Origin of the sequence: Streptomyces sp. NPDC051217, assembly GCF_044455465.1 — a bacterium.
Classification (GTDB): Bacteria; Actinomycetota; Actinomycetes; order Streptomycetales; family Streptomycetaceae; genus Streptomyces.
Window position 1 is genome coordinate 701,788 of the sequence record NZ_JBITEV010000003.1, and the last position, 6,238, is coordinate 708,025.

Annotated in this window: 5 protein-coding genes; all 5 read left to right on the plus strand. The window is 70.0% G+C overall.

Annotated elements, in window-relative coordinates; genetic code table 11:
- The first annotated feature begins 96 nt into the window (after window positions 1–96).
- Entirely contained in the window at window positions 97–1,722 is a 1,626-nt protein-coding gene (locus ACIBBB_RS11310; protein ID WP_398980742.1) for a hypothetical protein, read from the plus strand.
- Between the two features lie 117 nt (window positions 1,723–1,839).
- Entirely contained in the window at window positions 1,840–3,480 is a 1,641-nt protein-coding gene (locus tag ACIBBB_RS11315) for a hypothetical protein (RefSeq protein WP_398980743.1), read from the plus strand.
- Between the two features lie 104 nt (window positions 3,481–3,584).
- Window positions 3,585–4,385, plus strand: a complete 801-nt coding sequence (locus ACIBBB_RS11320) for an ABC transporter substrate-binding protein (RefSeq protein ID WP_398980744.1) — start codon at window positions 3,585–3,587, stop codon at window positions 4,383–4,385.
- Between the two features lie 13 nt (window positions 4,386–4,398).
- Window positions 4,399–5,184 carry an amino acid ABC transporter permease gene (locus ACIBBB_RS11325; RefSeq protein ID WP_398980745.1) on the plus strand — a complete coding sequence of 262 codons (786 nt, stop codon included), beginning with the start codon at window positions 4,399–4,401 and terminating at the stop codon, window positions 5,182–5,184.
- 116 nt (window positions 5,185–5,300) lie between these two features.
- Entirely contained in the window at window positions 5,301–6,071 is a 771-nt protein-coding gene (locus ACIBBB_RS11330; RefSeq protein WP_398980793.1) for an amino acid ABC transporter ATP-binding protein, read from the plus strand.
- The last annotated feature ends 167 nt before the right edge of the window (window positions 6,072–6,238 follow it).

A 6,238-nucleotide genomic window follows, 5' to 3' on the forward strand; every position in this document is an offset into this window, starting at 1 on the left:
TCCCAGCGTGGCACCCCGGGGCCATCGGTGTGAACCCGTCTGCGATCCACATCCACAAGGACGGGTGTGGTCTTCGTATTGACGCACAGTAATTACATGGACGCCAAGAACACCGTGAACACCCGGCACATGAGGCACATCAGGAGGGCCGCGCTGGCCGTGGGTGTGGGAGCGGTACTCGTGTTGGGCGTTCTGGTGTTCGTACCGGACGGGGACGAGGCGCCACCCCCACCCGGCCCCGAGGCACGGGCACGGGCCGCCGTCGGCGCGGGCGGTCCCACCTCGCTGCCGGACGTGGCGGCGCTCATCAGGGACCGGGAGGCGTGGCTGCGGAAGAACCCGAAGGACGCCGGATCCTGGGCGGTGCTGGGCGCGGCGTACGTGGAGCGCGGCGGGCTGCGGGCGGACACGGCGTACTACCCGAAGGCCGAGCGGGCGCTGCGGCGCTCGCTCGCCGTCACCCCCGGCGAGCGGCGCAACCCGGCGGCGACGACGGGCCTGGCCGCGCTGGCGAACGCGCGGCACGACTACGCGGCGGCCAGGAAATGGGGTGAGGCGGTACGGAAGGTGGCCCCGGCGCGCTGGACGACGTACCCGGTCCTGATCGAGGCGTACAACGGGCTCGGTGACTACGCGGCCGCCGGCGGGGCCCTGGACAAGCTGCGGTCGCTGCGCTCCGGCGTGCGCGTGCTGTCCGTGTCGTCGCTGGTCTACCGCGACCGGGGCTGGCGCGAGGACGCGGCGGCGAAGGCGGACGAGGCCGCGGGGAAGGCGGCCACGCCCGCCGAGAAGGCCGGCGCCCTGAACGCTCTCGGCGGGCTCGCCTGGGAGCGCGGCGAGCCGAAGGAGGCGCTGCGCTACTACGACGCGGCGCTGAAGGTGGCGCGGGACCACCATCCGTCGCTGGCGGGCCGGGCGCGTGTCCTCGCGGCACTGGACAGGACGGAGGAGGCATGCCGGGACTACCAGGCGGCTCTCACGGAGCGCCCGATGCCCGAATACGCCCTGGAGCTCGGCGAGTTGTACGACTCGCTGGGGCTGGACGGGGACGCGCGGAGCCAGTACGGGCTGCTCCGGGACCGTGCGGCGAGGGCTCAGGCCGACGGCGTCAACGAGGAGCTGACGCTGGCCCGTTTCGAGGCCGACCACGGCAGTCCCCGGGCGGCGGTGGAGCGGCTGGAGGCGGAGTGGCGGCGGGGCCACCGGAGCATGCAGGTGTCCGACACGCTGGCGTGGGCGCTGTACCGGGCGGGTGAGGCGGAGAAGGCTCTGCCGTACGCGAAGAGGGCGACGGAACAGGGGATGCGGAGCGCGCTCTTCTCGTACCACCGGGGAGAGATCGAACGCGAACTCGGGATGGAGGGCCCGGCCCGCCGCCATCTGGACGAGGCCCTGCGGACGAATCCGCGCTTCTCTCCGCTGCTGGCGCCGAAGGCCCGTGCGGCGCTGGCGGAGCTGGGTGAGCTGCCGGGCGGCGGCCCGAAGGACATGTACGGCGACGGCGAGAGCACGCCGCTGACGGCGGAGCCCACCGCGCCGTCGAGAAGCACCGCACCGTCGAGAAGCACGGTGCCGTCGGCGTCACCGTCCACACGTGTGTCACCGCCCGCGCGGTCGGTGGCACCGTCGGCGCCGGCGGTGCCGTCCGCGTCGCCCGACCGGTCGGAGCCCGTATCCACGCGCACAGGGCCCGTGTCGGTACCCTCCGGCGCCCGAAGTTGAAGGATCACCTCCGGGTGGGCCCGTAACTGGGCCCTGAGGCCCTGCGTCTGGGCCCTGCCTCGTCCTTAGTCTCCCTTTCACTCGGGAAACGGGTGACGGCTTGGGCGAGGAGTCCGGATGAACGGCACGGAGTGCGTACCGAGGTCGCGTCGGGCTCGCGACAGGGGCCAGGGCGGTGTCGAGTACGTCGCGCTGATAGGTGTCGTCGCGGCGGTCGTCGCGGGGATCGTGGCGCTGACCGTCCCGGCCGACACGGCGGTGGGCCTTCAGGACGCGGTGTGCCGGGTCGTCAACGCGGGTGACGGCGGCGAGGGCTGCGACTCCGGTGGCGGGAGCGGCGACGACGGCGGAGGGGGAGGCGGCGGGGACGGCGACGACGGCGGGATACCCGGCGACCCGTTCCAGCCCGCGAAGTGCCTGCTCGCCCAGGAGCAGACGAAGGACACGGTCGTCGTCCAGATCGCCTTCATCAAGATCAGCGGCTCCGAGCAGGTCAAGCTCCAGCAGTGGTCCGACGGCACCGTCACCCTCGAACGGGTGGGCGAATCAAGCCTCGGGGCGACCGCCAGCGTCTCCGCCGGTATCCCGGGTCTGAAGGACTGGGGCGGCAGTGCGTCGCTCAGCGGCAGCTACATGAAGGGCAGCGGCAGCGGCGGCCAGTGGCTGTTCAACGGCAACAAGACCGGCGACCCGCAGAAGGACCTGGAGCTCAATCTGGAGGACGCCAGGAAGTTCGCCGCGTACCTCAAACAGAATGACGGTTGCCGCTACCAGAGCGGCTACAACCCCGGGGCGGCGATGGGAGCCTGCCAGCAGGACGCGGCCTCCAAGAAGCCGGACCTCGAACCGGAGTTGGCGCCGGACGTCGACATCACCAAGACCAGCACCGAGGCGGCGGGCAGCGTCAGCTTCGGCAAGTCCTTCACCAAGGGCAAGGGCGGCAAGGACAAGGACGGCAAGCCGACCGAACTCGGCAACATATCCGGTGAGTTCGGGACCGGCACCATGACCGAGGACGTCGTCGTCATGCGCGCCAACACCGGCCCCGACGCCGGCAAAATCACCTTCATCTACACCTTCAGCGTCGACGCCAAAGGCGGCGAACTCGCCCAGGGCAAAGCCACCCGGATGCAGCAGGTCGCCGTCACCTACGACGCCGCCACCTACGACCAGGAAGAGAAGGACGGCAAGGAACACCGCCCGGAGAAACTCGTGATCACCACCAGCCAGGAGAACGGCGCAGGCGCCGGCGTACAGGCCGGAGCGGGCGCCAACATCCCCGGAACACCGGTCACCATCGACGTCGGCGGCGGTGGCGGCACCATCGAGTCCAAGATCCACACCGAGTCCGCCGAACTGGTCCTCGACAACGACGGCGACAGCGAACTCGTCGAGGACTGGCTCCGCGGCCGCGGCGACTTCCCCGCCAGTGACGCCCTGCCCACCCCCTCGGAAGCGGCCGAGGCACCCGGCAGCGACGCCGGACCACTGGAACGCCTCCTGCACGACAAGGCCAAACTCTCCCGCCTCGACTACAACGCCAACACCGACTGGTGGAACGCCTCACTCGGCATCGGCTTCGGCATCTCCGCCGGACAAGTCACACTCGGCTTCAAACTCTTCGGCATCGACATCACCCACGAAGAGAAGAACCAGACCATCACCGGCGACCCCACCTACGCCACCGGCCCCAAGAACGGCGGCGCACGCCCCTGGGTCGAGTGGAAGAACTGCACGCAGACAACGCCGATCGTGTAGCCACGTCGAACCTGTCCGGAGGAGACATCCGGCACCTCCGATGGCAAGATCTGCGCAACTCACACACCCTGTGGGCTGTCGTCCGTCCCACGCTTGGAGGCGTCTTGTCCCCGCGCACCGCGTTCGTGTTGCCCGTAGTAACCACCGCCGCCGCCCTCGTCGCCATGACGGGATGCACGAGCACCGAGTCCACCGTTTCCGACGGCTCGAAGGTGGAGCTGGTGAAGTCGGGAAAGCTCACGACCTGCACCCATCTGCCGTACGAACCCTTCCAGTCCCGCCAGGACAACAAGATCGTCGGCTTCGACGTGGACCTGGTGGATCTGGTCGCCAAGGAGCTGAAGGTCACTCAGGAGATCGTCGACACGCCTTTCGAGGGCATCCAGACGGGTGAGGACCTCAACGCCCGCAAGTGTGACGTCGCCGCCGCCGGCATGACGATCACCCCCGTACGTGAGGAGAACCTGGACTTCTCCGCCCCGTACTTCGAGGCCACCCAGGCACTCATCACCAAGAAGGGCGCCGGCTACGACTCGCTGGCGAGCCTGAAGGGCAAGAAGCTGGGCGTCCAGCAGGGCACGACCGGCGAGGAGTACGCGAAGAAGAACGGCGCCGGCGTGGAGACCGTCCAGTTCGAGGACCTGGCGCTGCTGCTGACGGCCGTGAAGACCGGCCAGGTCGACGGCGCCGTCAACGACAACGGCGTTCTCTTCGAGTACGTGCGCAAGAATCCGGACACCGAGGTCACGGCCGAGTTCGAGACCGGCGAGAAGTACGGCGTGGGGGTGCGGACCGGGAACGACGCCCTGCGCGAGGAGATCAACAAGGTGATCAAGGCGGCCCAGTCCGACGGCCGTTACGACGCCATATACAAGAAGTGGTTCCCCGCCGCTCCCAAGAATTGAGGAACCACCACCGATGTCCATGTCCCGCCGACAACGGACCCGCGTCATCAGGGGCGTTCAGTACGCCGTGCTGCTCGCCGTGGTACTCGCCGTCGCCCTGGCCGCCGACTGGGGCGAGATCCAGCGGGCCTTCTTCGATGTCGAGGTCGCCAAGGCCCAGTTCCCCGACATCATCACGACGGCGCTGGTCAACACCGTCATCTACACCCTGCTCGGCTTCGGGTTCGGGCTGACGCTGGGGCTGCTGCTCGCGCTGATGCGGCTGTCGCAGGTGCCGCCGTACCGCTGGGTGGCCATCGTCTACATCGAGTTCTTCCGGGGCGTTCCGGCGCTGCTGGTCTTCATCGCCCTCGGGTTCGGTGTGCCGCTGGCCTTCCAGGTCGCGATCAATCAGTACGTGACGGTGATGCTGGCCCTGGGCCTGGTCGGCGCCGCCTACATGGCGGAGACCATCCGGGCCGGTATCCAGGCCGTGCCCAAGGGGCAGACGGAGGCGGCGCGTTCGCTCGGTATGTCGCAGAGCCGGGCGATGGTCTCGATCATCATTCCGCAGGCCCTGCGGATCGTACTGCCGCCGCTGACCAACGAGTTGATCCTGCTGACGAAGGACTCGTCGCTGGTCTATCTGCTGGGCCTGTCCCTGTCCCAGTACGAGCTGGCCAAGTTCGGCCGGGACGCCCTGAACCAGAACCGCAGCCTCACGCCGATCCTCATCGCCGGTCTCTGCTATCTGGTGATCACCCTGCCGCTGGGCCATCTGGTCCGGCGGCTCGAAGCACGTACGGCAAGGGCGAGGTGAGCGGGGTGCGGGAACCGGTGGACAAGTCCTCGACGACGGGCCCGGCCCCGGACGCGGAGGCGTCCGGGGGAACGGGAGCGTCCGGGGGAACGGGAGCGTCCGGGGAGGCGCCCGCGATCGAAGTACGGGCGCTGCACAAGTCGTTCGGCTCACTGGAGGTCCTCACCGGCATCGACTTCACGGTCGCGCGCGGCGAGGTGGTGTGCGTCATCGGCCCGTCGGGGTCCGGCAAGTCGACGCTGCTGCGCTGTGTGAACCGGCTGGAGGAGCCGACGTCAGGCACGATCCTGGTGGCCGGCGCGGAGGTCACCGACCCGGACGTGGACATCGACAAGGTGCGCCGCGGCATCGGGATGGTCTTCCAGTCGTTCAACCTCTTCCCTCATCTGACGGCGCTTCAGAACTTGACGCTTCCTCAGCGCCGGGTACTGGGACGCGGCAAGGAGGAGGCGGCACGGGTCGCCCGCGAGCGGCTGGCGCGGGTCGGTCTGACCGACAAGGAGTCCTCGTATCCCGCCCAGTTGTCCGGCGGGCAGCAGCAACGGGTGGCGATCGCACGCGCGTTGGCGATGGACCCGCAGCTGATGCTCTTCGACGAGCCGACGTCCGCGCTCGACCCCGAACTCGTTGGTGACGTCCTCGCGGTGATGCGCTCGCTCGCCGACGAGGGGATGACGATGCTCGTCGTCACGCACGAGATGTCCTTCGCCAAGGAGGTCGCCGACCGGGTCGTCTTCATGGACGGCGGGGTCATCGTCGAGGAGGGCCCCCCGGCCCGGGTGATCGGCGACCCGCGCCACAGCCGCACCAAGTCCTTCCTCTCCCGCCTCCTCGACCCGGCCGCCGCCGGGCTGAGCGAGGACAAGGCGCGGGGTACGAAGGAGTAGGGCCTCCTGAGGGTCCCGGTGGTGGGGGGGGGGGGGGGGGGGGGGGGGGGCCCCCCCCCCCCCCCCCCCCCCCCCGCCCCCGGGGGGGGGGGGGGGGGGCCCCCGCCGGGCGGGGGGGGGGGGGGGTGGGGCCCCCCCCCGGCGGGCGGAGGGGCGCCCCGCCCCCC